Origin of the sequence: Brevibacillus sp. FSL L8-0520, from assembly GCF_037963895.1 — a bacterium.
Taxonomy (GTDB): domain Bacteria; phylum Bacillota; class Bacilli; order Brevibacillales; family Brevibacillaceae; genus Brevibacillus; species Brevibacillus borstelensis.
This window is the reverse complement of sequence record NZ_CP150171.1, coordinates 2,460,117-2,484,535: the sequence shown is the minus strand read 5'-3', so window position 1 is coordinate 2,484,535 and position 24,419 is coordinate 2,460,117. Positions and strand designations below refer to the sequence as shown.

The following is a 24,419-nucleotide window of genomic DNA, read 5'->3' as shown; positions in this document are numbered from 1 at the left end:
TAACACTTCGGCAAAGACCGGGAAATTTCCTGCTCCCTGATCAAGGATGCAAAAGTTCGCTCTCGGCTACGTGTTCCCCCAGCTTGCCTGCGCACATTTGCAGATAAAACGGTATTTCCCTGAAGTGATCGCTGTGCGGCAATACCCGGCGGAAATATTGTTCGGCCAGTCGCCAGTTTTCCTCTGCCAAGGCGATCCGCCCCAGGTGGTAGTATCCGAGTGATCGGACGTATGGATCCTGGTCTTCGGTAAACGGCTTTGCCAGTTGTTTGGCCGCCAAAATATCCCCCATCCATTCATAGGCCGTGATCATTCCCGATTGGGCAAGGCGATGATCCCGCTGCTTCAGCAAAATGAACCGGAAGGCTGCCAATGCCTCTTCGATTTTGCCGTCAAATAACAGCATCCAGCCATAGCTAAAGGTAAAGTCGAGCTGATCGGGGGCCAGGGCGATCGCCTTTTTCATCAATGTCAAAGCGCGGCGCGTTCCGGCGATGAGCCACGTGTTCCAGGCCAGCCCATGCCAAGCATGGCCGTCTTGCGGATAACGCTCGGTCAGGAAGTGATAGCAGATCTGTGCCCGGTGGTAATTCCCCAACGATTCATAGAGGGAGGCCATCTCCTGCAGCGTCGCGCTGTCAAGATTGCGGTTGGGCAGCCTAAGTCCGCCAGGCGGCGCCAGCTCCGCTGCCGGGTCGCTCATTTGCAGCAGACGGGCTGCCCGCAGCCAAAGCATCTGCGCTTCCCAATCCTGTTCTCCTTCATCGAGCACCTTCTCGATCGTCTCCATGGCCTCGTGGATGTATCCGTCTTCCAGATAGCACAGCGCCAAGTTAAACCAGGCATCCCGGTGATCGGGCTTGATCGAAACGGCTTCCTTGAACGCTTGGGCAGCTTCCAGCCACTGCCGTTCTTCGGCCAGGATGCATCCGATGGCATTATAGCTGATCGCCGTGACCGCAGGGGAGCTGGCCGATCTGCTAAGGAGGCGAAATTCCCGCAGCGCCGTTTCCTTTTCACCGCAAAACAAGAGACTGTACCCGTAATACAACCGCCCGCTTTCCCAGTCCGGAGACTGGTCTACCAGCTCGGCAAAACAGCGTTTGGCATCCTGGTACATCCGGAGGTGGTAAAAGCCCTCTCCTTTCCGAAACATATGCTCATATTCCCGATGCAACTCGAGGTGACCCTGCTTTTGCTGGGAAGCTGCTTGTGCCAAGGACTGCTCTTCGGCCGTAGTCGCGCCGTCTGTCAAAGCGGATTGCAAATCCTTCCACGCAGATGTGGAAGCGTTTTGATCTGCTTTTGGCTGTTTCCCCTCGGTCTTCGGCTTGTCCTGTGATGTATACGATTGTCCAGCAAGAGGCTCGCCAAAAGCTTCTTCCTGCTCATCATCCTGGCCTTCCATCTTTTTAATCTGCCGAATTGCAGCAGACAGCTTCTCTTCAAACTGCAGCCACAGATCGACGACTCTGTCGCTTACCTGGCGAAGCTGAAACAACTGATCAGCAAGCTGAAGCTTTTCATGCTCGGAAGCCGCCGGCCACCTTTGTTCAATTGTTTCCGCTTTTGTTTGCAATGTATCAAACCATTCTTCCAGCTTCAAAAAAAAGCCACCCCCTGTGAGGCGTGTGTAGTCTCATTGTTTCACAAGGGATGGGGCTCTATGCAGATTCTCCCGATTAATAGACGGTGGCGTGTACTTCCTCGGCGAGAAGCTGTGCAATTTTATTGTGCTCATCCATGATCGCAACCCGCGGTTTGTGGCTGCGGGCTTCTTCATCGCTTACCAGCGCATAGGAAATGATGATGACGATATCGCCGGGCTGCACCAACCGGGCTGCCGCTCCATTCAGGCAAATAACGCCGCTTCCCGGTTCTCCCTCGATCACGTACGTCTCCAGACGAGCTCCGTTGTTGTTGTTGACAATCTGCACTTTTTCATTCGGCAAGATGTCCAAGGCATCGAGAATGTCCTTGTCAATCGTAATACTTCCTACGTAATTCAGATTCGCTTCCGTTACCGTTGCCCGGTGAATCTTTGCTTTCATCATCGTACGAAACAAAGGGGAATCCTCCTTTTCCTGCATCAAACTGTCACAATCACGTTGTCAATCAAGCGTGTTTTGCCAAATCGCACAGCCAGGGCGATCAATACCCGGTCTCCCTTTTCCGGTGCTTCTGGCTTTGTCAAATCAGGGTATCGCAACAGCTCTACATAATCGATGTCCGCCAGCGGCTCGGCCTCGATGGTACGGATCATCTCATCCCGGACGCTATCGAGGTCTGCTCCGCTCGCCACTTTCTTTTCGGCTAGCTGCAGGCTGCGGTACAAGACAGCAGCCTGTTTTCGTTCTTCGGCGCTGAGATAAACATTTCGCGAGCTCATCGCCACGCCGTCTGCTTCGCGGACAATCGGGCAAGGGATGATGGTCACAGGCACGGAAAGATCCCGTACCATCTGCTCCACAACAGCAACCTGCTGCGCATCCTTTTGTCCAAAAAAGGCGTAATCGGGCTGCACGATCTGGAACAGCTTCAAAACGACTGTTGCCACACCGTCAAAATGACCGGGACGGGAGCGGCCGCAGAGCGGTTCCGAGACGCCTGAGACAGAGACGTTTGTTTTTACTTGCTGCGGGTACATTTCCCCTACACTGGGCGAGAACACAAAGTCAACACCGGCAGACGCCGCCATCTTCAAATCCCGCTCCATATCGCGAGGATAACGGTCAAAATCCTCGTTTGGCCCAAACTGCAGCGGATTGACGAAAATGCTCATTACGACGATCTCACAGTGTTTTTTTGCTTCATTCACCAAACTGAGGTGTCCCTCATGCAAGTAACCCATCGTCGGTACGAGCCCAACCCGTTTTCCCTGACGACGAGCTTCTTTCAGATGCTGCCGCAGCTCGGCAATCGTCACTACTTGCTGCATGGTCTGCATCATGACCGTAATCCCCCTCCTCCGTACAGCTTCGAAACCATTTCTTCTTTGGCATGAAAGACATGTTCCGGAGCGGGGAAACGGCGTTCCTTTACTTCGGATACATAATCACGCACTGCGTCCCGGATGGAAGTGCCGACATCCGCGTACCGTTTCACGAACTTCGGCTGCAATTGCGATGCGTACCCCACCAGGTCATGAAAAACGAGGACTTGTCCATCGCAAGAACTGCCAGCGCCGATGCCGATAACCGGAATGTCCAGTTTGGCGGAAATAAGCGCTGCCACCTCTTCCGGCACACATTCCAGCACGAGGGAGAAAATGCCTGCCTCCTGCAATGCTTCCGCCTCGTCCATCAGCCGGCGCGCCGCTTCCAGATCCCTTCCCTGGACCTTGTAGCCGCCTAATTGATGAACAGCCTGGGGGGTCAAGCCGATATGACCCATCACGGGTATGCCCGCCTGCACGCAACGTTTTACGAGCGGAACAAGTTCGGTGCCCCCCTCCATTTTGACGGCCTTTGCCAACCCTTCCTGCAAGAGCCTGCCCGCATTTTTCACGCCTTCTTCTACGGTACCGTGATAGCTGAGAAACGGCAAATCCGCCACGACGAACGCTCTCTTGGCCGCTCTGGTCACAGCTTTGGTATGGTGCAGCATGTCATCCATTGTCACTGGCAGCGTCGAGTCGTATCCGAGTACGACCATGCCGAGTGAATCACCGACAAGGATCATTTCGGCCCCGGCCTCTTCCACCAGCTTGGCTGAGGGAAAATCGTAAGCGGTAATCATGGCGATTGGTTCGCCCGCATGTTTTTTTGCGCGCAGATCAGACGTTGTGATCGGCGCCAGGTTGTTTGTCATCTCTCTCCCACCTCTACATGCGCCCTTTCCCGTGAGACCAGTACGGAAACGAAAAAACCTTCTCGCCGATAAAGGGAGAAGGTTGTCCACGCAAATACCTGGCAACATCATCAATGTCGCCGGATTCCTTCTGTCTCGGTCCACACAGGCTCTGAGCAGATTGTTGTCCATAGCATTACACAGAATGAAAAGAAAAACCCCACATACGGGAGTGCCGGTCGGAAACCCGATACAGCCTCCACTCATGGAGTATATCAAAAGAATCAGGAATTTGCACCATAATTGACGTCTGCCGAGTACACCTTGTGCCTCTTTCCAGTAGCGTCTTCCAGGATCAGCACGCCTTCCTCGTCCAGGCCAATCGCCCTTCCTTCGAGCGTATACTGAATCGTGCTCACGGTAATCCATTTGCCGATCGTATAGGAGTGCTGCTCCCATTCCGATTTGACCCGCTCAAAGCCCTCCCGCAAATAGTGATCGTATTCCCGCTCAAAATTCTCGCAAAAGCGCTGGATGAAAGCGACCCGCTTGATCGGCTTGCCCGATTCGATGCGAAGGGAAGTCGCGATCGAGGACAGCTCCGGCGGGACGTCCTTTTGCTCGAGATTGGCGTTGATCCCCATTCCGATCACCAGGTAGTTGACGCGGTCCGACTCTGCATTCAATTCCGTCAAAACTCCGCTGACCTTCTTGTCGCCGATAAAAAGATCATTGGGCCACTTTATTTTGATGTCAACGCCGGTTGCTTCCCACATCGTCTTGGCCAACGCTACCGCGGTCAACAGCGTCATTTGCGGAGTTTTGGGCAGCGGAATTTCGGGTCTGATGATCAGACTCATCCAGATGCCGGTCCCCCTCGGAGAATGCCAGGGGCGGCCAAGTCGTCCCTTTCCGCCCGTTTGCTGCTCCGCGATCACTAGTGTTCCCTCAGGCGCACCTTTGGCGGCAGCCTCGTGCGCCAATGGCTGCGTCGAGAGAACGGTGTCATACGCCAGAACCTGCTGGCCGATCCGATAGGTGCTGAGTCCGGCTCTGATCTCCTCCGCTGAAAGGCGGTCGGGTGCAGCGATCAAGCGATAGCCTGATTTCCGCAGAGCCTCAAACTCATACCCGTCCTTGCGCAGCTCCTCGATATGCTTCCAGATCGCTGTACGCGAGCATCCACAGGTCTGACTCAGCTCCTCCCCGGAGATGAACTCCCCGGGTTTTTCATGAAATGCCTTGATAATCTCTTGCTTAATATTCATGACGGGCAACCTCTTTCTTCGCTTCCTCAAGCAATGCCTCCGGCGTATTCGCCAAACCGTAAAATGCCGTCTGCTCCCACAGATGCTGCAGCATGTGCTGTACCCATTGGCCGGGCTTTTTGTCCAGCAACGTATACAGTTGCTTTCCGTTCAAGGCCAATTCCTGCACCGATTTGACAGGCATTTTTTCGCAGGTATCTTCCAATGATTTTTTCAAATCAAGAGCCGGCATGTTTTTCCATACGGCCTCAAGAAGATTCGACAGCTCCAGACAGAACGGCAAACCCGTTTGCAAGAGCAGGGGCCTCCAGTCGATCACAGTTGGTTCATCCCATTTCGGCTTCAATTGCGTAATATGCTGGACAAAGGAACAGACCGCTTCTGTCTCCCGTTTTGACAGCTTCAGCTCATGGCAAACGCCTCTTGCCTGATCGGGGTCAAGCCCGGCCGCATACATCAGCAATGCCCATTTTTGCGGAAGGTTCGCAAGGAAAGGCAATCGCGAGACATACTCCTGTCTCACCGAGAAAAGGCGCTGCAGCAAAGGTGATGTGTGCAGTGCTGCCGTCTCCGCCAAAAGCCTTGCCCCTACCTCCGGCGCTGGACTGTCCATGATTTTATGCAGTTCATCACGAACTCGCTCCATCGCGATATGGGACAGCAGAAAAGAGGTTTCGCTCATGGCTGCAAGAGTTGCGGGCTCGATCTGAAAGTGTAATTGTGCGGCAAAGCGAACAGCCCGCAAAATACGAAGCGCATCCTCTCGAAAGCGTTGAACCGGTATGCCTACCGCGCGAATCAGACCGTTTTCCAGATCAGCCTTGCCCTGAAGGGGGTCTTTCAAACAGCCATTCCGATCCATGGCAATGGCATTCATCGTAAAGTCCCTTCGCTCCAAATCGATTCGCAGCTCCGAGACAAAACTGACTTCGCTCGGCCTGCGAAAATCTTCATACCTTCCTTCAGTGCGATAGGTCGTCACTTCATAGAGCGAGCCGTCCAGCTTGACAGAAACAGTCCCATGCTTGAGTCCTGTCGGCACATGGTCGGGGAACAAGCGCATCACGTCGCCTGGATGGGCATTGGTACATATGTCTATATCATGCACAGGTCTATTCAGCAGCCAGTCACGGACGCAACCGCCGACGAAATAAGCCTCGTACCCGTTTTCCTCCAGTATTTTCAAAATGATTTCTGCCTGTTTCTTTCCCACACGTTACACTCCGTTTTCGTCCGCCCTGGTTAGTAGGAGGCGTAGTTGATGAAATTTCTCATGGGTTTATTTATTATGATTTCGAAGCTGTTTCAGCTTGCAAAAAGCAGTCCGGTCCGTTCCGTCCATAAATCAAGATTGATTGATTAATTGCAGATAGAGCGACTCGTACTCCGAAGCGATCTTGTCGTGACAAAATGTTTCACATGAGCGCTCGATGCTGCTCCGGGAAAAGCGGGCGTACAATTCTTCATCCTGCAGTAAACGCAGCGTCTGTTCAGCCATTCCAGCCACATCTCCGATTGGGCGGAGAAACCCGCACACGCCGTCCAACACGACTTCCGGCAAGCCGCCAGCCAGTGTAGCGACCACAGGTACGCCACATGCCATCGCTTCCAAGGCTACGAGTCCAAAGCTCTCTTTTTCGGAAGGAAGCAGCATCACATCCGCCATCGAGATGACTTCGGCAACATCCTCCTGCTTCCCGAGGAAATGAACGTCTCCCTCCAGGCCTTTTTCAACGATTTTCTGGCGTACCATGCTCAGATCAGGCCCTTCTCCGATCAACAGCAGCTTTGCCGGCATCTGATCCCGGACCCTTGCGAAGACTTCAATCACGTCCTGTGAACGCTTGACCGGTCGGAAGTTGGAAATATGCATGATAATTTTCTCGCCGTTCGGGGCAAATACCCGCTTGATTTCGCTTACTTCCTTGGGGTAGTACCGGCGCTTGTCGACGAAGTTATACACAGGGACAATGTCTTTCTCCACGTGAAGCAATTCTTTTGTCTGGCGTATCAAATCATGGGATACCGCCGTGACCATGTCGCTTTGTTCGATCCCAAAGCGGATCAGGCTGCTCAAGCTCGAATCGTAACCGAGCACCGTGATATCGGTCCCGTGCAAAGTCGTGACGATTTTAAGCTGCTCGCCCACCATCTGTTTGGCCAGATAGGCACAGAGAGCATGCGGTACGGCGTAGTGAACATGCAGAACGTCCAGCTTCTCGTTCTTTGCCACTTGTGCCATGCGGTTCGCCAGCGTCAGATCATAGGGCGGATATTTGAAGACGTCGTAATGACTGACCTCTACCTCGTGATAAAAAATGTTGGGGTGAAACTTCCCGAGGCGAAACGGCATGCTTGATGTAATGAAATGCACCTGATGCCCGCGTTCGGCAAGAAGCTTCCCCAGCTCTGTCGCCACAACGCCAGAACCTCCCAGTGACGGATAGCAGGTAATTCCGATGTTCATTCTTGATTTCACCTCTGTTTACAAACGATCCAGCACATAGGGTGTGGCGCTGACAAACCCTTCGGCATACATAACACCAGACTGCTGTCCGAATAACCGCTCCCGGTATTCCACTGATTCCAGATAGCCGTTATTCAACGGGGTAGCGACTGTCCCCTCTTCACGTTCAAATTGGCTCCGGTAACAGCGCAGCACATCCATTTTTTCTTTGTAGACAGATGTAATGTCTACAACGACATTTGGTGTCACGGTCGTATTGATAAAGTAGTACAACAGTTTTTCCGGACGATAAGCAGGAAGCGACAGGCCAGCCGGGTACTTGCGGATTCCCGCGGAAAACACGGCTTCGCGGACGATTCTGCTCACGCTTTCGTGATCGGGATGCCGGTCTTGCCAATAAGGAGCGAGCACAACGCGCGGTTTGATCTGCCGAATCAAATCGACCGTCCGGCTGATAGCCTCTTCCTTTACAGCTTCCAGGCCGCGGTCAGGCAACCCGAAATTGTACCTTGTAATTCCCCCTAAAGCCCGGTCTGCCGCCGCTGCTTCCTGCTGCCTGCGCTCTACGGTCCCATTGGAAGAGAGCTCTGCATAGGTCAAGTCCAGGATTCCGACACGCTCTCCTCGTTTTGTGGCGAGCAGCAAGGTTCCTGCGGCGCCTATTTCCACGTCATCGGGATGCGCTCCGATTGCCAGGATATCTACACGATCCATGCGTTTCACTCCTTGTGAACAATTTCCCGCCAGCTAAGCTCACCGCGTTCCAGAGCTTTCAATAAGACCTCAGCCGTTCCCAGATTGGTGGCAAACGGGATTTTGTGCACGTCGCAAAGTCTCAGCAAAGCGATAATATCCGGCTCATGAGGCTGAGCCGTCAGCGGGTCGCGCAGGAAGATGATCAGATCCATTTCATTCCGTGCGATCATGGCCCCAATCTGTTGGTCACCACCAAGCGGTCCGGAAAGGAAACGAGTCAGGGTCAAGGAGGTCGCCTCCATGATCCGAAGACCTGTCGTACCGGTTGCATACAGCTCGTGTTCAGATAAAATGCCTTCGTACGCCATGGATAGGTTTACAATCTCTTCTTTCATCCGGTCATGGGCAATCAATGCGATTTTCAATCAGACCTCTCCCTTGCTGTCAGTAGGAATTAAACGATCGTTTAAAAATGCAACCTAGTCGATCAAATGCTCCAGTCCATAGACCAATTGATTGAGGTTCATCACGGCTTTAATGGCCATGTTCACGCCAGGCATGAACGATTCGCGGTTGATCGAATCGTGCCGAATCGAAAGAGTCTGACCAGTCGCTCCAAACAGCACTTCCTGATGAGCCACCATCCCCGGCAAACGAACGCTGTGGATGCGAAAACCATCGTAGTCAGCGCCCCTGGCTCCAGCGATTGTTTCTTTCTCTTCCGGATGCCCTTGCTTCATGTTCTCCCGGACAGCAGCGATCATTTCTGCTGTTTTCAATGCGGTTCCGCTTGGTGCATCCAGCTTTTTATCGTGGTGAAGCTCGATAATTTCCACATGCGGCATGTATTTTGCTGCCATCGCCGCGAATTTCATGCACAAAATGGCCCCGATCGCAAAGTTCGGGGCAATAATGGCTCCAAGCCCCGCTTCTTTATAGCGGGCCGTCAAGTCTTCCAATTGCTCCGGAGTAAGCCCGGTCGTCCCGACAACCGGTCTTACATTGTGACGCAAGCACAGCTCCATATGCCGATAAACCGTATGCGGAGTCGTGAAGTCAACCAGCACATCCGGCTTCATCTCTGCCAGCTGCCGCTCAATTTCTTCATCACTCACCCTCGTGTCCAATGCTCCAGTATAGACCAGCTCCTGATCCTCGCCAAGCATTTTGACGACTTCTTGTCCCATTCGGCCTTGCGCTCCTGCAACCGCGATACGAATCTGTTTTTCCATCATTCTTCCGTCTCCTCTATTCTTGTCCACCGGTCTTTATCCCGTGTGTTGAACTTATGCATGATACGGTCAAATGCCTCTTGCAGGTCGATGCCGAGCGAATTGGCAAAACAGAGCACAATAAAGAAAACATCACCCAGCTCCTCTTCGACCGTTTTTTCGCCCTCATCCTTTTTCTTTGGCTTTTCGCCGTAAAAATGATTGATCTCCCTTGCCAGCTCGCCCACTTCTTCTGTCATTCGGGCCATCATTGCCAAGGGGGAAAAATAACCTTCTTTAAACTGTGATATGTATTGATCTACTTCTTGCTGGATTTCCTCCAGGGTTTTGCGCTGAGTCATCGGGTCACTCCTTTTGCAGCCTTGATTTGCCATTGCCTTTATCGTAACCGAAACAGGGCCGTTTGCCAAATCTCAATACGCTGCGACTGGCAGCATATGGACATTTCCATCAGCCTTCAATTATAATGGCTGTCGTATACATCAAAGCAACTAGGTATGATAAACAAAGTTTCGCCAGTATGAAGGAGGCACCCGAAGGGCACGGGATCTGGCTGCGCATGGATGCTTATTCGAGGCAGTTTCGCCAGTTTAAGGAGGCACCCGAAGGGCACGGGATCTGGCTGCGCATGGAAGCTTATTCGAGGCAGTTTCGCCAGTTTAAGGAGGACTTTATGAAAATTCGGTTGACAAGCATTATTGCCATCATCATTGGTTCTGCCATCATGGGGTTTGGCATTAACGCCTTTAATATTCCCAATAACCTGGCAGAAGGCGGAATCACAGGGATCAGTATCTTGATCAAGCTGCTTTTCCCGAGCGTCGACCAAGGTATTGTGTTTTTCTTGCTGAACATTCCCCTGTTCATCCTCGGCTGGAAGGTTTTGGGGCGGACTGCTTTCATCTATACCATTTTGGGAACTGTCTCGTTATCCGTTTTTCTCTCCTTGTTTGAAGGTGTCTACCCGATGCCGATGCAGGACCGCCTGCTCGCCTCCCTGTTTGCCGGGGTTGCTGTAGGTGTCGGACTGGGGATCATTTTCCGATACGACGGAACGACGGGTGGAGTCGACATCATTGCCCGATTGCTGCAAAAATACATGGGAATTAGCATGGGACGTACACTCTTTTTCGGAGATATTCTCGTCATCGGAGCATCCCTTGTCTATTTGAATGTGGAAAGCGCGATGTACACGCTGGTGGCGGTATTTATCGCTGCGCGAGTGATCGACTTTTTTCAGGATGGAGCGTATGCCGGAAAAGCGCTCACCATCATTTCCGATCACGCAGACGACATTGCCAAACAAATTCTTGACCTTGGCCGCGGCGTAACACTTTTGGCGGGAAAAGGGGCATTCTCCGGCGCAGAAAAGCAAGTCGTCTATGTCGTCGTTAGCCGAAATGAGGTAATGCGCTACAAAAGCATCGTACAGGGCATCGATCCTCACGCGTTTGTGATCGTCAATGATGTTCATGAGGTGCTTGGCGAAGGCTTTACATTGGACGAAAACAAGCAGCCTATACGGAGTTAACGATTTAAGCCAATCAACGGGAAAACACCTCGGGATTTTTTCATCTCGAGGTGTTTTTTTCGGGAAAGTATAAAAGCCTAATAAGAAGAAAAAGAGGGCAGGCATAAGGCGGTTAGCTTCAGCATCTATCTCCTCCACGCTGCTACGATACCGTCCGGAACTGTCCCTGATACTTTTTCCACGCTACGTAGGCCAAGGTCATCAAAACAGCCGCTACGATGCTGAAAATCAATCCAAAAGGCGATTCGCTGCTGATCAGGTAGGCAATCGTGCTCTTGTCTTCGCCGATAAAAGCTTCCTGCATGCTGGTTTGCAGTTCCCGCAGAGCGCTCCGGATTTGATTCCATTCGATTTTGCTGTTCCTCATTTCCTTGGAGATGGCGTCATATGCCGAATCGATTTTCTTTAGCTGTTGTTCGGGAAGATGGATCGTCATCGCTGGTCTGATCACGTGATACAACCGAGAGTTTTCTTCGAATTGTTCGCGAAAATGAGCGTAATCACGCTTGACCGCAGATTCCAACAAATCCTGCAGCTGTGCAGAAACGGACGTGTAATAGCCCCTCCACATCGGCTGATGATCATGTGTCAGCGCGTCGATAACGACTCGTACACGAGTAGCATGCTCCAGCAGTTGCTGCTCATCGAGCGCCGTGTTGTTCAAGCCGTTCCTGGCAGCAAGAATTGATTGCGTGACCGCATTCAAGCTTTCGATTCTCAGCGTTTCCGGCAGCTGCAGATGAGGGAACTGCTCTGCCAGCATCCGGACCCGCTGCCGGGCCGACTCCAGGTCCCCTTTTCGTGCTGCGTCCAACATCTGATGAGCTATGTCATCCAATGCGGCAAGCTGCTTTTCCTCCGCCGGCCGCTCAAGGTTCGTCAGTAATGAATGAATCGGCCACGATAAGAGCAAGCCGATCACCAGGAAGAACAGCAGGAACCGGATGTTCTTCTTCACACAAAAACCCTCCTTCCCTTAGTACAACCTATGGAAAGGAGGACATGTTTAGACCTTGTTTCTGCCGAATCGCATATTGGCAAACCAAATAATCGAGATCGAAACGATACTGAGAAGCACTGTACAAAAACCGATGATACCCGTATAGGGATCGAGCACGGCAGGCAGCCACGGATGAATATCCATCACATAATCGAGGAAATCATTGTTCAATGTCCATAGTGCAGCAATTCCTACAGGAAGCCAGCTCAATTTATAAAAACGAGCATACAACACGGACTCGGCGGCCATTCCAGTATGAGAAACCAACAGCATAATATCGGTTCCGCGAATGGGATTCCCCATCATCCAGCCGGCAATGATAATCGCTACCGCCCATATGCCGTATTTAAAATTAGTAATGCCAGCGAGGGCTTCCAAAACAGGAATGTGGCGTCCGAGCAAATACGTTAGCAACACCAGGGTAAACAAACCACTGCCTGTCGGGCTGTCCGGGACGAACAAGCGAAGATACGCCGGTGTGTCAGCTAATTGATTGCCGTACCAGATGAATCCATAAATGGTTCCTAGCAAGTTTACGACAAACAGGGTCCAGAGAAACCACCTTTTCCCTAATGACTGCCAAAACCACTCCCATAACAAGCTCATGAAAATCGTCTCCCGCTATGTTCGCCGCTAAAGAAAAAGCTGACCGAACGACAGTCAGCTTTTTCTTTATAGGCTTATTTCAAGGATGCCAGGTACTCTGCAAGTTTTTGGATCTCTGCCTCGTCCTGAATCAGGCCGCCAGGCATCTGTCCTTTACCGTTCTTGATGACTTCTGCAATCTGTGCAGCGTCGAGCTGGCTACCGATCTTTTGCAGATTCGGTCCGAGTGCGCCTTCCATGTTTTTGCCGTGGCAACCCATGCAACCCGTTTGTGCTGTCCAGAGAGGATCTGGCTTGAAGCTTGGGTCGGCTGGTGCTGCAGGAGCAGCAGCGCCGGAGCCACCGCCGTGTCCGCCGCTTCCGCCCTTGCTGGAGGCATGGTTCAGAGAGTGCTCATGGTCAGCTGCCCAAGTCAGGTAAAAGATACCAACCAACGCTGTCAGCATCAGGCCTGTCGCAACAGGACGACGAGACGGACGGCGGTCTTTACCAGTGTCCAGCCAAGGTGCCAGCATCAAAGCACCGAACGCAATACCTGGGATGACAACTGTTCCGAGGACGACCCAGTCCCCTGCAGCCCAAGGATACTTGAGCAATTGGTACAGGAACAAGAAGTACCAGTCAGGCAGCGGGATGAACGAAGTGTCGTTCGGGTTTGCCAGATCGGTCAAAGGCGATGGGTGTGAAACCGTTAACACCAGGAAACCGACCAAACAAACAGCTGCGACCATCCATTCTTTCAGCAGGAAGTTCGGCCAAAACGGCTCGGATTTTCCCGGAAAATCCGAATAAGATGGGGCAATATTCGGGATGCGCTTCGCCGATATTCGGGAGTCTCCGACGAAGGTAGCATCTTTGTCCTGTTTTGCCATGCTAATACCTCCTTAGTATCGAAAACTTATAGTGGGCCCGAAATACCTTGCACCCGAATCATAACGAAGTGAGCTCCCAACAGTCCAAGCAGTGCGCCTGGGAGGAAGAACACGTGAATCGCGAAGAAGCGAGAAAGCGTCGTCGCCCCTACGATGTCCCCACCGGTCAGCAGCGTCTTCAAATAAGGTCCGATCAGGGGAACAGAGTTTGCGATCTCCAGACCTACCTTTGTTGCGAAGTACGCAGTGTTATCCCAAGGAAGCAGGTAACCGGTGAAACCGAGGCCGAGCATTACGAAAAAGATCAGAACGCCCACTACCCAGTTCAGTTCGCGTGGACGCTTGTAGGAACCGGTAAAGAATACGCGCAATGTATGTAGGAACATCATTACGATAACCAAGCTGGCTCCCCAGTGGTGCATACCGCGAACGATTACGCCAAAGGCTACTTCGTTCTGCAGGTATTTTACCGATTCGTACGCGTTGATAATATCTGGTACATAGTACATGGTCAAGAACATACCAGACAGAATTTGAATGACTGTAATAAAGAACGTAAGGCCACCAAAGCAGTAAACAAATGCAGAGAAATGGTGAGCAGGGTTTACGTGCTCCGGTACTTCATGGTCGGCCAAATCCCGCCACATCGGAGTAATGTTTAAGCGTTCATCGACCCAGTCATACATTTTTTGCAACATGTTAGCCACTCACCCCCGGACGTGGATTTGGTTTCAGTTTGCCCAGATAGAGCTTGCCGTCTTTTACTTCCGTCTCGTATTCATCGAGGGATGCTGTCGGCGGTGTACCCAGAATGTGTGCCCCTTCAATGTCATAGCGTCCAAGGTGGCACGGGCAGAAATACTCGTTTGGATGATTCGGGTCGGTATTCCAGTTGACCGTGCAACCCAAGTGCTTACAGATTGGGGACAGAGCGAGAATCTCACCCTTCTCATTCTTGGTTACCCATGCAGACAAGGTCGATTCGGATTCATACCAACCGTCCTTGGTATGTACCTTAAATTCCACAAGCTTTGGCTCTGGACCAAAATCATCGACACTACCAACAGCTACTGTATCTCCACCCGCATGGCCCTTGAGCAAGGGGTCGACCGCAAAACGGATCATAGGTGTGATCATACCCGCAGCAAGGAACCCGCCAGTTCCCATAAGTGCGTAGTTTAGAAATGTTCGCCTGGAAATTTCTCTGTTATCGCCCATCTCTTTTTCCCTCCTTATCCTGTAGAATCGCACAACGATGGCGTTTTCAATACATATACACTAGGTCAATCCCAATCATAGCTAACGCCTAAAAAGATGTCAAGAATGTCCAATAGACATGCCGCATGGCAATCGCGCAAGTAGAAGAGATTGTTACCATTTTGTCAAATATGGCATATTGCTTCTCTGATTTTCCTAGTGTCTCCAAAAATATCAAGCATTAATGCCTCTATTTCTCCTGCCACATGCGGATGACTTCCTGAGTCAAAATGTCGACCGTAACCTCGAACCGGAGGGGGGAATCGAGGTCCTCATCGCCAACTGTCAGCCTGCGCGCTTCTTGACCGAGCAGCTTGATATCATCTCCGCTGAACTGAAGCAGGATGCAATGCTGAAAGCCCTCGGGAAACTGCTGCGGGATCGGTTCGTGCCCAAATTGGTAGCAGAGTGGAAACAGAAGCACTCTCCCCTTCAACTTCTGCTCAATCGAGGCTGCCACATTTAACAGATAACTCGTTCTCATCACATGATCCACGAGCTTTGTGTCCGGACGGTACAAATAAAGAGGGAGCAGCGCAGTATCCACGAAGGGCTGCAACTCCTCCCACTTTTCCATTTCCTGTATGTTCCATTGCATATGCCGTCTCCTCTTTCCTGTTTTTTTCTGGAGACTAGCGTATCACGAAATCCGCAGCTCTAGCAATTGTCCTTTCCCAAACTACGTGGCTTCGTAAGCCATGATTTCACGCAGCTCGTTCGTCAAGACGAGGAAGCGCTCCTTGTCCTTTTCCGCTAAAGCTTCGTCAATTTCCTGGTACAGCGTTCTCTTCCGGTACAGCCGCACTTGCTCGTCGATCAGCATTTCGGAAAGCAAACCGGATACTTGCTGATTGTTCGTTCCATATGTATTCGAATAAAAATTTGGCCACTCCATGCACATCCCTCACTTCAATAAAATGGTAGATTCTGTGAATCCATTGTATTTGCGAAGCCAAGATTGGCTGGCGTACGTCCCGGAGTAAATCCACTCTTCACCCGACTGGCCGACGCGAATCAAGCCAAGGTGGACCATCATTTTTAAAATCCGATTCACCAGAATATTGTTCGGATCATCATAGTAAAAAGCGCGAATCCAGGGAAGAAGACTTCTCGCAAGAGCCGTCTGGGTGACCCAGCCGCTTGCTGCCATCATCGGTATCAGTTGGACGAGCATGGGCAGATTCGGTATGGCACGCTTGTACAGCCTCATCCAGAAGCGGATGACTTCGTGATACAATGCGTCACTATACGGTTTCTGCAATTGTTCATTGCCCGCTTCCGTGAGTGATACCTGACCCGGAACCTCTTCGATCCACCTCTGGTAGTAGCAAAAATCGTAGATGAGAGAAAACCTGTCCGGATACAGATCAAAATGCAGACCGTAGCCAAAGCGCCAGCGCTCCGGCGTGAGCGGCTCCTCCTTCACCTGCAAAAATTGAAGCACCTGCTGCTGATACCGTTTGTACATCCCGCCTTCTGCAGTCAATGGGACGGGCTCCCGCTGAAGAAATCGCAAAAATTGCATGATATCGTCAACAAGGGCCGTGCCTTCATCCCGATACGCATCCGGCTCCAAAACGAATGCATTTTCGTCCTTCTGCCATTTTTGCAGCCAAGTGTGAAGAAGCGGCTCTCTGATGTCCAGCGGCACCTGGTACTGTCCGATCGTCCTGCTTTTTGCCGGAAAAATCCAGCCGCGCTTCATCGCTTTCGCTACGTATTTGCGGGCCTCCTCCTGCTTGCCTTCCTTCTTCGCATCCAAAGCTACGCCGGCCTTTGCGAGAAGGTCCTCCAGAGACATCTCCGTGCGCTTGTCCAAGAACAGGAGCAGAAAAAAATGCGTCTCTTCCGGCGACAACTGTTCGATCTCGCGGGAGATTGTCTGCTTATGGCGCAAGTTGGCCAGCAACGTAGTGATCAATTCGTTTTTTGAGTGAGGATTGCATTCACAGCCGTAATGGTCGGCCATCTGATTGAGCTGCCGGATGTCGGTGTAGACTAAAATCTCTGCCAAGTTCATCTGGGCATCCCTTCCTTAACGAAGGCTTTTGTTACCCACCATTCTTGTCCAATTTCCGGCAAAATAAACAGGAAGCCACAATAGTGACTTCCCTAGGAAACAAGCAATTTGCCCGCATTTACTCTTCGTCTACATTCCAAGCATCGAGCAGCTTCTGGTATTCTTTTGCGTCCTCATAGCGTCCGGATTGCGTCAACAGGGCGACCAGCCTGCGGATTTGATCGAGATCGAAGCCCGACAGCTCCACGTATTGCTCAAGCGCTTCGATCGATTTTTCCGTTTTCCCCATGGAGAGGAAAATGTCAGCCGCCAACGGATACCCGGCGACGTACTCTTCATCCAGCGCGAGCAATCTTCCCACATAATCAGCTGCCTCTTCGACATTGCCCGTATGAAAAGCCATCAGGGCACAGCCGTACAGAATCTCTGCGCTTTGCTCCTGTTCGAGAGCATGCTGGTACAGATGATAAGCCTGCTCAAAGTCTCCATTCTGAGCCAGAACGCGGGACTTCGAGAGGAGCAGCTCCACACTTTGCTCCCCGGCCTGTTCCAGCGCTTTCATCGCTTCATCATCTTTGCCGATCTGGAAGTACATGTTCCCAAGCGCCGTGAGAATTTCCTTGTTGTCAGGTTCCTTCTGGCGCGCCTGTTCCAGGTACTTGATGGCGACCTCATCCAGCCCTTGCATGGCGTACAGATCAGTCAGCAATAGGTCCAGCCGCAGGTTCTCATAGCCGGACTCCTTCAATTCGTACAAGATGTGCTGCGCCGCTTCAAAATCGTTCCCATCCAGCGCAATTTCCGCCAGGAGCAGCTGGCACTCCCGTCGCAGCGGCGGATCAAGCTCAGGATTTGCCTTCATGACCTCTGCAAGCAATTCCGCCGCTTCATCCAGATGGCCCAATCGATACCACACCTCCGCCAGATACAGCATCACTTCCGGCAAATCCTTGCCATGCTCCTGAACCTTTTGGAGCGCTTGCAGCCCTAGCTCCACTTCATCGTTCTCAATCCGCTTGATCGCTTCGTCGATCACATACAGCCACTGTTTCGTCATTTTTGTTCACCTCATCTATAGGGTGGCATTTCTTATGTACAAGCTTTATATCAAAACAAGCTGCAAAAGACCGTCCGAAGACGGTCTTCCCAAATAGGACGATACTATAAAGATAAACCATTAAGCCCGCGTAAACCAGCTCATTGTCAAAACGGTTACCAAAATGCCAAACACACTGAGGACGACGGCGTAATTTGGGCTTTCATACTCGCTGGCTCCCTGCTTTCCGTCCATCGGTACAATAGAGGCCGTCGCATTGGCAAGCGGCTGTCCTTCAGAGACTAACTGATCCGATTCGACGATATATGTACCGTCTTCGGTCTGCATGGAGGAGGTCACGACTTGCGCCTGTTTGCCCATCGCCAAAACCTCGCCGCCGATCAAAAGAGAGTTTGCCTGTTCTGCATTGCTTGTGTTTACATACAACGTAAACGTACAAAGCATCAACAAAACGACAGCGGCGCACGCACCGATGCGACGCATTCTCGCTGTAACCGAAAACACCTTTCGGCCAAACGGAATCGCCCACTTCTCTTCTGACAGAATACGCGCCATGACCGCATCCACGATCGACTTGGTGGGCGCAATGGAATGGTACCGCTCTTTGTCAGTCTCCATCCACTCGCTGCTGTCCTTCCACAGTTCGTAATCTGAGCGACAGGAAGAACATGCAGCCAAATGATGATCGACACGCCGCCGCGTTACATCGGGCAGTTGTCCATCTGCGTAATCCGGCAACTTATCTTGCACATCTTCACATCTCATCATCGATTCATCCCTTCAGCTTCATCCAAATGAGGGTCCAGGATGTAGGCTTCCAATTGAGTCTTGATGCTCTGCCGCGCTCGAAACAGCAAAGATTTCACTGAACTCACTGTCAAATCGAGGATCACGGCTATCTCATTGTAGTCCATTTGCTCGTATTCCCGCAAAATCAGGGCGGAGCGCTGTTTTTCAGGCAAATTGTTAATCGCCTGGCGAACGAGATGCTCCCGCTCGTTGCGAAGCAGCACTTGCTCCGGCAAGCGTTCAAACGAAGCCAACGGCACCTGCAAAGTATCTTCGAGATACACATCCGAATTCCGGCTCTTGCGCAGCTCGCTCAATACGGAATTGCGGGCTATGGTGTAGAGCCAGGTAGAAAAGGTCGCTTCTACATCACGGAACGAATGAATGCTCTTGTACGCCTTGTAAAAAGTCTCCTGGCATAAATCCTCTGCCACATGCTCCAGATGTGCCTGACGGAGCAGATGCGTGATAAATGCAAGAATCTTTTTTTCATACCGACGTATCAACTCGGCATAGCATTCGAGATTACCTTCTTTTATTTCGCGGATAAGCTGGGAATCGGTCATGATCAGGATTACCTCCTTGCGATTCCGATCCCTCCGCAGTCTTTGTATGTTTAGACTGCCAGGGATGTAAAAAGTTGCGCTGACCTGACAAATCTTTTTCTCGTCAGGTACCCGGAATCCTTTACGAAAAAACCCCCAAATCTGGGGTCACATGACAAAATTGTATGGCTTGATGTCCAGATGGCATCGTCCCATGCCTATGGTTGCGGCAAATTGCTGCTCGGCAAAAATCCACTTTCCGTTCGACATAACAGATGTTGGAAGGCGGATTTCGCTAAAATTGAGAATAGTGTAAAGATCAAATTTTGTCAACCATTGTTCTTTTTTCACGAATAAAAGATCTGCGTCAGCACCGGGAATGATGCACCCTTTGCGTGGGTAAAGCCCCAATGCCTTGGCGGTATTTGTCGAACAGAGCTTGACGAGTAAGCGGAGCAATTCCGCATCCAGCCACTTCGTACGCCTCAGATCTACCTGGACGCTGTCCAGCGAAGCCATTACGGAAAGCGAGCGGAAAGGATGCTCGGCCAGAAAACGGAGCGCATGATCTGCGGTCATCCCCTTTACTTGATACACATGGTAGAAATCATCAAATGACTCCAAAGCCTGTGCCCAATCGGCCTTGACCCATGTGCGAATCTGCCAGAAGCGGCAGCGCCTGAGCCATTGCCTGTGCATATTTCGCTTTTCCTCCCGTGAAATAGCGGAATCGTCCGGTATGTGCAAAGTTAGTAGCACCCTATAAGACGTAAGTATCGGGGAAAACGTTTCCCATTCCAGACGGTTAATTTCTTCCTGCTTGCGAACGGTCACCCTGATCGACCTGTATCCTTCCAAGCAAAGCTGCCGAACCAGTCCATGCGCCATTTGGCTGGCGGAGACCTCCACCACCATCGTATAGTCGATGACATTGTTGAAATGAATGGCAGCCTGATACCGCCATTGATCGGATTTTTTCCAAGGATCTACGTGCAGCACATCGGTCATGCAGGTGTAGCCGTTTGCTGCCAAAGAACGGACGGCATGCAGATATTCTTCCAAGCTTCTGATTTTCGCATAGGATTTATCGGGCAAGGCAAGAAAGCCCGGCAAAATGTACATTCCGGAGGCATCCCACTCTTCAAGCGGCTGGTCGGTATCTCTGTACACCCGTAACAGCTCCTTGGCCACCCGTTTGATTTTCCCGTCCTCTATCCAAATGTCTGCTTCGACAATACCGCTCGCGGTTACAACAGTTCCATTTCGAATAACCAGTTCGTTCATTGCCATAGCTCGTCCCTCCTCCATCCGCAGATGGACGCTCTTCCAGTACGAGCATATGCATGGGTGGAGGAAAAAAGGACAAAAAAAAGCCACCGTCAATGTAAGCGCATTCAAACGGCGGCAGCACATCTGTGCTTTATTATATTGGATAGGAGTGGAGAGAAACCATACTGTACCTTTATTATATCTGAATGTAAGCGCTTGTCAAACACTTTTTTACCTATTTTTCTGTCCATTCTTTTCGAGGCTTATCCCGTCTTCACTAGTCAAAAAACGAACCCGCGATCAGCACGGGTTCGTCTCGTTGTTTCATCGTTTCGCTATTTACTGATGCTCTGGAGAACGTCAGGAAAGCCAGGGAATGAAACCAAAATGGCGTCGTCATTCTCGATCAGCGTTTCCCCTTCTGCTGCCAGCCCTGCGATCGCCATGGCCATTCCGATCCGATGATCGCCAAAGCTGTCGATGACTGCACCCTTCAGCGGAGTTGGTCCCTCGATAATCATGCCATCCTCCGTCGCGATGATCTTTGCTCCCAGCTTTGACAGTTCGCTCACAACAGTGGCAATTCTGTCCGTTTCCTTTACTTTTAACTCCTCCGCGTCCTTGATGACGGTGCGTCCGCCAGCTTGCGTCGCCATTACAGCAATAACGGGGATTTCATCGATCAGCCGGGGGATGATGTCGCCGCTGATCTCGATTCCTTGCAGCTCGGAATAGGTCACGAGCAGGTCTGCGACCGGCTCTTCATTGACCACTCGTTCGTTGATCCGCTCAATTTTTCCGCCCATTCTGTCTACGACATCCAAAATTCCGGTGCGGCTTGGGTTGATCCCCACATTTTCGATCAGCAGAGAGCTGCCCGGCACCATCATCACTGCCGCAATCATGTAGGCTGCAGAGGAAATGTCTCCTGGGACCTGAATGGCTCTCCCCTTCAATTTCTGCCCGCCTTCAATTGAAACGGTCAAGCCGTCGCGGACGAGCTTGACGCCGAACGCTTGCAGCATTCTCTCCGTGTGATCTCGGGATAGATGCGGCTCGGTCACACTCGTAACGCCGTTTGCCTGCATGCCGGCGAGCAAAATCGCCGATTTGATTTGGGCACTGGCCACAGGGGATTGATACGATATCCCTTGCAGCTCCCCTCCACGTATGGAGAGCGGCGTGTATTCCCCATCCTTTCGCCCATCGATTTTTGCCCCCATCTGGCGGAGCGGTCCGATTACTCTGCACATCGGGCGTTTCGCGATGGATTCGTCCCCTTCCATCACACTGTGAAACGGTTGGGTAGCGAGAATGCCGGCCATCAACCGAATGGTCGTACCGGAGTTTCCTACGTCGAGGTGCTGGGAAGGCTCCTGCAGTCCGTACCAGCCCTGGCCGTGAACGGTGACCCGGTCCTTGTCCTGCTCAATCTCTATGCCCATCTTGCGAAAACAGCTGATCGTGCTCAAACAATCGGCACCCGGGAGGAAGCCTTCAATACTTGTTGTTCCTTCTGCCAGCGCGCCAAACATGACGGCGCGATGGGAAATCGATTTATCTCCTGGTACTCGAACGGTTCCGTTGATCTGACTTGCTCGTTGAACGCGCAGCACAGTGACTCTCCCCTTTTTTCTCTGTATTTCTACGTATCGTAGCTATATTCTGTCCACGCACGTGCATTCGCACAGCAAAGCGTCTATCCCCCAAAGCGGGATCGTATGAGCAAACTACTCCCGTCTGTATACGTTATATCCGAAGTAACAGAGCAGCTCTTCGCCCTTTTCCAATTCGAGCTGACTGCGAAACGTTATCCGCAGGACACCGAGTATATCTTCGCGGGTTTCCCGAATCTGGAGATTGGTGATGTTGATGTTTTTCGCGCCAAGCAAAGTCGTAATCCGGCCGATTTCCCCCGGATGGTCCGGGATATCGATATACAAGTCGTACAGCGGAGGCATTGCTCCCTTTTTTCTTTCGGGAAGGCCGTCTCGGAAATCTCGGGCGGTCCGGAAGAAATGCTCGATCTGTTCGGCATCTCCTTCTTTTACAAGCCCCATGACATTATCCAGCGCTTTCGCCCAATCCTCGGCAATACGCAGGAGATGCTCCCTGTTGTTCAGCAGAACATCCCGCCACATCCTCGGGTTGCTTGATGCGATCCTCGTAATGTCGCGAAAGCCGCCAGCAGCCAAGCGATGGTGCCACGGATTGCTGTCGTCGTAGCTGGCGACGAGATTCACCAGAGCCGACGCCAAAATATGCGGGAAGTGGCTGACCGAACCGACAACCTGATCGTGTTCATCCGGGTCCATGCGAATCACTTTGGCTCGTGTCAAAGCAAGCAAGCTGGCCAATTTCTCCACCTGATCCTCCGGAACATCAGATGCCGGAGTCAACACGTAATAGGCATTTTCAAACAGCCGGTCAGACGCCGCCTCGACCCCCGACTTGTGCGATCCCGCCATCGGGTGCCCGCCGATGAAGGTGACTTCTCTTGGCATTTTCTCCCGTGCGTAGCGGACAATGCCGGATTTTGTGCTCCCCACATCCGTGACGATGACTCCCGGCTGCAGGGACAAGGACGGAAGCCTGTCCAATGTAGCGTAAATTTGCTCCACCGGTGCAGCGATAAAAATAATGTTTGCTTCTCTGACGGCGGTCTGCAGATCAGTCGTTCCGGCGTGTATGACACCGGAAGTAAGCGCCTTGTCCAGGCACTCCTGGCGCACGTCGAAGCCGACGACACTCACCTGCGGGTCCTGGCGCAGCGAAAGCGCGATGGACCCGCCGATCAAACCGACCCCGATAATTGCGATGGTGGTCTTCATCTCCACACTCTATCCTCTCTGTGTATGTCTAGACAAAAATGCCGGATGCTGAACACCGGCATTCTTGCATTTATTTTCCTGCTCCCACGACGATATTGGCCAAAGCCTGCAATACCTTTTCGTTTTGCTCTGCCGTTCCCACTGTGATGCGCTGATATCCCGGAAAGCCGAGCGCCTTGCCGGAGCGGACGATGATTCCCTGCTGCAGAAGTTGTTTGAACACTTCATCGGAATCGAGGTTCAGATTGACCAGGACGAAGTTCGTTTGAGACGGGTAGTAGGACAATCCCCACTCGTCAAACCGGTCTGTGAGCTGCTTCAAGCCTTCCCGGTTTCGTCTGCTGCATTCCTTGACGAACTCCTGGTCTTTCAACGCAGCGCGAGCGGCAGCCTGGCCAAGCGAGCTGGTGTTGAACGGTTCGCGGACGTGGTCCAAATGGCTGATGATCTCTTCGGATGCGATACCATAGCCGACACGCAGCGTAGCCAGACCGTAAATCTTGGAGAAAGTGCGAAGAATGATCAGGTTTGGATACTGTGCGAGCATCGGGATGGTCTGCGGATACGCTTCGTCCACGACATACTCGTAGTACGCTTCATCCATCACAACGAGGACGTCTTTTGGCACCTTCTTCAGAAACGCCTCCAGCTCGGACGTGCCGACAATCGTTCCGGACGGATTGTTCGGGTTGCACACCCAGACTACCCTCGTCTGCCCGTTGATCGCGGACGCCATGGCCTCCAGATCGTGAACGCCGTCTTTCAGCGGCACCTCGATCAGCTCGGCACCCTCCACCATTGCGTTGGAACGGTATTGGGAAAACGTCGGAGTTGCCATTACCGTATTGGTTCCCGGTTCCAGATAAGCCCGGGAAATCATCAGAACAATCTCATCCGATCCGTTTCCAAACATCAGCTGCTCTGGCTTTACACCGAGGAAGTCTGCCAGATCCCAGCGAAGCTGGAGACTTGCTCCGTCCGGGTAGAGTGCGAGCGAATCCAACTGCGCTGCAATCGCTTCTTTGGCCTTGGGTGAACAGCCGTAAGGATTTTCGTTGGACGCCAGTTTGATAACTTCTGTCAAGCCGAATTCTCTTTTCACATCATCGATCGGCTTTCCCGGCTGGTAAACCGGGGCGCTGAGAATACGCTGCTTGGGTCGCATCCACACTTCACTCCAGTCACATTTT

27 protein-coding genes are annotated in these 24,419 nt (G+C 51.9%); 1 reads left to right on the top strand and 26 read right to left on the bottom strand.

Features of this window, described 5'->3' with window-relative positions:
- Window positions 1-40 precede the first annotated feature (40 nt).
- The 11 genes from NSQ24_RS12440 to NSQ24_RS12390 form a co-directional block, all read right to left on the bottom strand.
- A complete protein-coding gene (locus NSQ24_RS12440; protein ID WP_003387041.1) occupies window positions 41-1,606 on the bottom strand; it encodes a tetratricopeptide repeat protein in 1,566 nt (521 codons plus the stop codon).
- 76 nt (window positions 1,607-1,682) lie between these two features.
- Window positions 1,683-2,066 carry an aspartate 1-decarboxylase gene (gene panD, locus NSQ24_RS12435; RefSeq protein ID WP_003387042.1) on the bottom strand — a complete coding sequence of 128 codons (384 nt, stop codon included), beginning with the start codon at window positions 2,064-2,066 and terminating at the stop codon, window positions 1,683-1,685.
- Between the two features lie 23 nt (window positions 2,067-2,089).
- Window positions 2,090-2,950 (bottom strand): pantoate--beta-alanine ligase, encoded by an 861-nt coding sequence (gene panC, locus NSQ24_RS12430; protein ID WP_003387043.1) that lies wholly within the window; start codon window positions 2,948-2,950, stop codon window positions 2,090-2,092.
- The gene (gene panB, locus NSQ24_RS12425; protein WP_003387044.1) at window positions 2,947-3,810 is read right to left on the bottom strand and encodes a 3-methyl-2-oxobutanoate hydroxymethyltransferase; all 864 of its coding nucleotides are present in this window, start codon (window positions 3,808-3,810) and stop codon (window positions 2,947-2,949) included. Before panB ends, panC begins: the two co-directional genes overlap by 4 nt.
- Before the next feature lie 263 nt (window positions 3,811-4,073).
- Complete coding sequence (locus NSQ24_RS12420; RefSeq protein WP_311067559.1) at window positions 4,074-5,057, bottom strand: biotin--[acetyl-CoA-carboxylase] ligase; 984 nt, start codon at window positions 5,055-5,057, stop codon at window positions 4,074-4,076.
- Window positions 5,047-6,270 (bottom strand): CCA tRNA nucleotidyltransferase, encoded by a 1,224-nt coding sequence (locus NSQ24_RS12415; RefSeq protein WP_024985007.1) that lies wholly within the window; start codon window positions 6,268-6,270, stop codon window positions 5,047-5,049. The genes NSQ24_RS12420 and NSQ24_RS12415 overlap by 11 nt, the downstream gene beginning before the upstream one ends.
- A 132-nt stretch (window positions 6,271-6,402) precedes the next feature.
- Window positions 6,403-7,524: an N-acetyl-alpha-D-glucosaminyl L-malate synthase BshA gene (gene bshA / locus NSQ24_RS12410; RefSeq protein WP_031933270.1), complete on the bottom strand. Its 1,122-nt coding sequence runs from the start codon at window positions 7,522-7,524 to the stop codon at window positions 6,403-6,405.
- Window positions 7,525-7,542: 18 nt separating this feature from the next.
- Window positions 7,543-8,238: a bacillithiol biosynthesis deacetylase BshB1 gene (bshB1, locus tag NSQ24_RS12405; protein WP_003387048.1), complete on the bottom strand. Its 696-nt coding sequence runs from the start codon at window positions 8,236-8,238 to the stop codon at window positions 7,543-7,545.
- A 5-nt stretch (window positions 8,239-8,243) separates the two neighbouring features.
- On the bottom strand, window positions 8,244-8,645 hold the full coding sequence (locus NSQ24_RS12400) for a methylglyoxal synthase (protein ID WP_003387049.1): 402 nt from the start codon (window positions 8,643-8,645) through the stop codon (window positions 8,244-8,246).
- Window positions 8,646-8,699: 54 nt separating this feature from the next.
- Window positions 8,700-9,452: a 4-hydroxy-tetrahydrodipicolinate reductase gene (gene dapB / locus NSQ24_RS12395; RefSeq protein ID WP_003387051.1), complete on the bottom strand. Its 753-nt coding sequence runs from the start codon at window positions 9,450-9,452 to the stop codon at window positions 8,700-8,702.
- On the bottom strand, window positions 9,452-9,793 hold the full coding sequence (locus tag NSQ24_RS12390) for a nucleotide pyrophosphohydrolase (RefSeq protein WP_003387052.1): 342 nt from the start codon (window positions 9,791-9,793) through the stop codon (window positions 9,452-9,454). The genes dapB and NSQ24_RS12390 overlap by 1 nt, the downstream gene beginning before the upstream one ends.
- A 332-nt stretch (window positions 9,794-10,125) precedes the next feature.
- Here NSQ24_RS12390 and NSQ24_RS12385 point away from each other — a divergent pair, with 332 nt between their 5' ends.
- Window positions 10,126-10,983 carry a YitT family protein gene (locus NSQ24_RS12385; RefSeq protein ID WP_003387053.1) on the top strand — a complete coding sequence of 286 codons (858 nt, stop codon included), beginning with the start codon at window positions 10,126-10,128 and terminating at the stop codon, window positions 10,981-10,983.
- Window positions 10,984-11,125: 142 nt separating this feature from the next.
- Here the strand turns inward: NSQ24_RS12385 and NSQ24_RS12380 are convergent, their stop codons facing one another.
- From NSQ24_RS12380 to hisC, 15 genes are all read right to left on the bottom strand, one after another.
- Window positions 11,126-11,941 carry a sporulation protein YpjB gene (locus NSQ24_RS12380; RefSeq protein WP_031933269.1) on the bottom strand — a complete coding sequence of 272 codons (816 nt, stop codon included), beginning with the start codon at window positions 11,939-11,941 and terminating at the stop codon, window positions 11,126-11,128.
- Window positions 11,942-11,989: 48 nt separating this feature from the next.
- Complete coding sequence (locus tag NSQ24_RS12375) at window positions 11,990-12,589, bottom strand: DUF1405 domain-containing protein (protein ID WP_003387055.1); 600 nt, start codon at window positions 12,587-12,589, stop codon at window positions 11,990-11,992.
- A 74-nt stretch (window positions 12,590-12,663) separates the two neighbouring features.
- A complete protein-coding gene (locus tag NSQ24_RS12370) occupies window positions 12,664-13,461 on the bottom strand; it encodes a menaquinol-cytochrome c reductase cytochrome b/c subunit (RefSeq protein ID WP_003387056.1) in 798 nt (265 codons plus the stop codon).
- Window positions 13,462-13,487: 26 nt separating this feature from the next.
- The gene (locus NSQ24_RS12365) at window positions 13,488-14,159 is read right to left on the bottom strand and encodes a cytochrome b6 (protein ID WP_003387057.1); all 672 of its coding nucleotides are present in this window, start codon (window positions 14,157-14,159) and stop codon (window positions 13,488-13,490) included.
- A 1-nt stretch (window position 14,160) separates the two neighbouring features.
- Window positions 14,161-14,679: a ubiquinol-cytochrome c reductase iron-sulfur subunit gene (locus NSQ24_RS12360; RefSeq protein WP_003387058.1), complete on the bottom strand. Its 519-nt coding sequence runs from the start codon at window positions 14,677-14,679 to the stop codon at window positions 14,161-14,163.
- A 229-nt stretch (window positions 14,680-14,908) separates the two neighbouring features.
- The gene (locus tag NSQ24_RS12355; protein WP_003387059.1) at window positions 14,909-15,316 is read right to left on the bottom strand and encodes a DUF2487 family protein; all 408 of its coding nucleotides are present in this window, start codon (window positions 15,314-15,316) and stop codon (window positions 14,909-14,911) included.
- An 81-nt stretch (window positions 15,317-15,397) separates the two neighbouring features.
- Window positions 15,398-15,613 (bottom strand): IDEAL domain-containing protein, encoded by a 216-nt coding sequence (locus NSQ24_RS12350; protein ID WP_003387061.1) that lies wholly within the window; start codon window positions 15,611-15,613, stop codon window positions 15,398-15,400.
- A gap of 9 nt (window positions 15,614-15,622) precedes the next feature.
- Entirely contained in the window at window positions 15,623-16,738 is a 1,116-nt protein-coding gene (locus tag NSQ24_RS12345; protein WP_227277475.1) for a hypothetical protein, read from the bottom strand.
- 118 nt (window positions 16,739-16,856) lie between these two features.
- Window positions 16,857-17,795 carry a tetratricopeptide repeat protein gene (locus NSQ24_RS12340; protein WP_003387063.1) on the bottom strand — a complete coding sequence of 313 codons (939 nt, stop codon included), beginning with the start codon at window positions 17,793-17,795 and terminating at the stop codon, window positions 16,857-16,859.
- 120 nt (window positions 17,796-17,915) lie between these two features.
- Window positions 17,916-18,545, bottom strand: coding sequence for a zf-HC2 domain-containing protein (locus tag NSQ24_RS12335; protein ID WP_231504352.1), 630 nt, complete (start codon window positions 18,543-18,545; stop codon window positions 17,916-17,918).
- A gap of 14 nt (window positions 18,546-18,559) precedes the next feature.
- Window positions 18,560-19,150: a sigma-70 family RNA polymerase sigma factor gene (locus NSQ24_RS12330; RefSeq protein WP_003387065.1), complete on the bottom strand. Its 591-nt coding sequence runs from the start codon at window positions 19,148-19,150 to the stop codon at window positions 18,560-18,562.
- Between the two features lie 147 nt (window positions 19,151-19,297).
- Window positions 19,298-20,419 (bottom strand): amidohydrolase family protein, encoded by a 1,122-nt coding sequence (locus NSQ24_RS12325; RefSeq protein ID WP_251237476.1) that lies wholly within the window; start codon window positions 20,417-20,419, stop codon window positions 19,298-19,300.
- 314 nt (window positions 20,420-20,733) lie between these two features.
- Complete coding sequence (aroA, locus tag NSQ24_RS12320) at window positions 20,734-22,014, bottom strand: 3-phosphoshikimate 1-carboxyvinyltransferase (RefSeq protein ID WP_339167902.1); 1,281 nt, start codon at window positions 22,012-22,014, stop codon at window positions 20,734-20,736.
- A gap of 114 nt (window positions 22,015-22,128) precedes the next feature.
- Complete coding sequence (locus NSQ24_RS12315) at window positions 22,129-23,229, bottom strand: prephenate dehydrogenase (protein ID WP_024985000.1); 1,101 nt, start codon at window positions 23,227-23,229, stop codon at window positions 22,129-22,131.
- A gap of 70 nt (window positions 23,230-23,299) precedes the next feature.
- The gene (gene hisC, locus NSQ24_RS12310; RefSeq protein WP_003387069.1) at window positions 23,300-24,394 is read right to left on the bottom strand and encodes a histidinol-phosphate transaminase; all 1,095 of its coding nucleotides are present in this window, start codon (window positions 24,392-24,394) and stop codon (window positions 23,300-23,302) included.
- Window positions 24,395-24,419: the final 25 nt, after the last annotated feature.

Excerpts from the sequence above, each read along its gene's own strand:
- panC (WP_003387043.1), bottom strand. The coding sequence starts at position 2,950 with ATGATGCAGACCATGCAGCAAGTAGTGACGATTGCCGAGCTGCGGCAG.
- panB (WP_003387044.1), bottom strand. The coding sequence starts at position 3,810 with ATGACAAACAACCTGGCGCCGATCACAACGTCTGATCTGCGCGCAAAA.
- NSQ24_RS12420 (WP_311067559.1), bottom strand. The coding sequence starts at position 5,057 with ATGAATATTAAGCAAGAGATTATCAAGGCATTTCATGAAAAACCCGGG.
- bshA (WP_031933270.1), bottom strand. The coding sequence starts at position 7,524 with ATGAACATCGGAATTACCTGCTATCCGTCACTGGGAGGTTCTGGCGTT.
- bshB1 (WP_003387048.1), bottom strand. The coding sequence starts at position 8,238 with ATGGATCGTGTAGATATCCTGGCAATCGGAGCGCATCCCGATGACGTG.
- dapB (WP_003387051.1), bottom strand. The coding sequence starts at position 9,452 with ATGGAAAAACAGATTCGTATCGCGGTTGCAGGAGCGCAAGGCCGAATG.
- NSQ24_RS12390 (WP_003387052.1), bottom strand. The coding sequence starts at position 9,793 with ATGACTCAGCGCAAAACCCTGGAGGAAATCCAGCAAGAAGTAGATCAA.
- NSQ24_RS12385 (WP_003387053.1), top strand. The coding sequence starts at position 10,126 with ATGAAAATTCGGTTGACAAGCATTATTGCCATCATCATTGGTTCTGCC.
- NSQ24_RS12375 (WP_003387055.1), bottom strand. The coding sequence starts at position 12,589 with ATGAGCTTGTTATGGGAGTGGTTTTGGCAGTCATTAGGGAAAAGGTGG.
- NSQ24_RS12370 (WP_003387056.1), bottom strand. The coding sequence starts at position 13,461 with ATGGCAAAACAGGACAAAGATGCTACCTTCGTCGGAGACTCCCGAATA.
- NSQ24_RS12365 (WP_003387057.1), bottom strand. The coding sequence starts at position 14,159 with ATGTTGCAAAAAATGTATGACTGGGTCGATGAACGCTTAAACATTACT.
- NSQ24_RS12360 (WP_003387058.1), bottom strand. The coding sequence starts at position 14,679 with ATGGGCGATAACAGAGAAATTTCCAGGCGAACATTTCTAAACTACGCA.
- NSQ24_RS12355 (WP_003387059.1), bottom strand. The coding sequence starts at position 15,316 with ATGCAATGGAACATACAGGAAATGGAAAAGTGGGAGGAGTTGCAGCCC.
- NSQ24_RS12350 (WP_003387061.1), bottom strand. The coding sequence starts at position 15,613 with ATGGAGTGGCCAAATTTTTATTCGAATACATATGGAACGAACAATCAG.
- NSQ24_RS12345 (WP_227277475.1), bottom strand. The coding sequence starts at position 16,738 with ATGAACTTGGCAGAGATTTTAGTCTACACCGACATCCGGCAGCTCAAT.
- NSQ24_RS12340 (WP_003387063.1), bottom strand. The coding sequence starts at position 17,795 with ATGACGAAACAGTGGCTGTATGTGATCGACGAAGCGATCAAGCGGATT.
- NSQ24_RS12330 (WP_003387065.1), bottom strand. The coding sequence starts at position 19,150 with ATGACCGATTCCCAGCTTATCCGCGAAATAAAAGAAGGTAATCTCGAA.
- NSQ24_RS12325 (WP_251237476.1), bottom strand. The coding sequence starts at position 20,419 with ATGGCAATGAACGAACTGGTTATTCGAAATGGAACTGTTGTAACCGCG.
- NSQ24_RS12315 (WP_024985000.1), bottom strand. The coding sequence starts at position 23,229 with ATGAAGACCACCATCGCAATTATCGGGGTCGGTTTGATCGGCGGGTCC.
- hisC (WP_003387069.1), bottom strand. The coding sequence starts at position 24,394 with ATGCGACCCAAGCAGCGTATTCTCAGCGCCCCGGTTTACCAGCCGGGA.